Origin of the sequence: Priestia sp. BR_2 (assembly GCF_041954005.1) — a bacterium.
Classification (GTDB): domain Bacteria; phylum Bacillota; class Bacilli; order Paenibacillales; family Paenibacillaceae; genus Paenibacillus_AQ; species Paenibacillus_AQ lautus_A.
The window spans coordinates 1-615 of record NZ_JAVFHM010000295.1 but is presented as its reverse complement, the minus strand read 5'-3'; the positions used below and the strand labels follow the sequence as shown (position 1 = coordinate 615).

Here is a 615-nt window from a genome sequence, read left to right as displayed (position 1 = left end):
CGATAAATTTTTGCGAATATATATTATCTATAATAAAATGCAAAAACAAAACTAATACCTCTTTCTAAGATAAGTTATTTTAAATAGCTTTTCTTGCCATCTCGCTTTTTTAAAAACTTTGCTGGTACACCTATAAAGATTCCTTCTTCTTGCACATCCTTTACTACCACAGCTCCAGCACCAATAATAGATTTCGCTTCTATTATACATTTTTCTAATATTACAGAATTGGGACCTACTACACATAATTCACTAACATAAACTTTTCCGCATAGGGTAGCATTAGGCGCAATATTGACGTAATCTTCTATAAAACATTCATGATCTATTACGGCTCCTGTCCCTATATTACAATGGTTGTTTATAACTGCATCTGCCTGAATAATTGCTCCGGCATTAATTAAAACGCCTTCTCCAATTTTAGCACTGTCTGAAATAATTGCATTTGGATGTATTGCATTTCTATATTTCAAATTCAATTCACTTAATTGGTTAATTATTCTTTTCCGGATAACATTATCCCCTATAGATATAATCACAGCGTCAATTTTCATGTCTTTATTTGTTTCGATAAAATCTTCTATTGAACATAAAACTCGATATCCATTAATTATA

Annotated in this window: 1 protein-coding gene; it reads right to left on the bottom strand. The window is 30.6% G+C overall.

The annotated features are described in order from the left end of the window. Positions 1-74: 74 nt before the first annotated feature. Positions 75-615 (bottom strand): NeuD/PglB/VioB family sugar acetyltransferase (locus tag RB298_RS25570; RefSeq protein WP_486049148.1); only part of this gene is annotated, 541 nt, incomplete at its 5' end.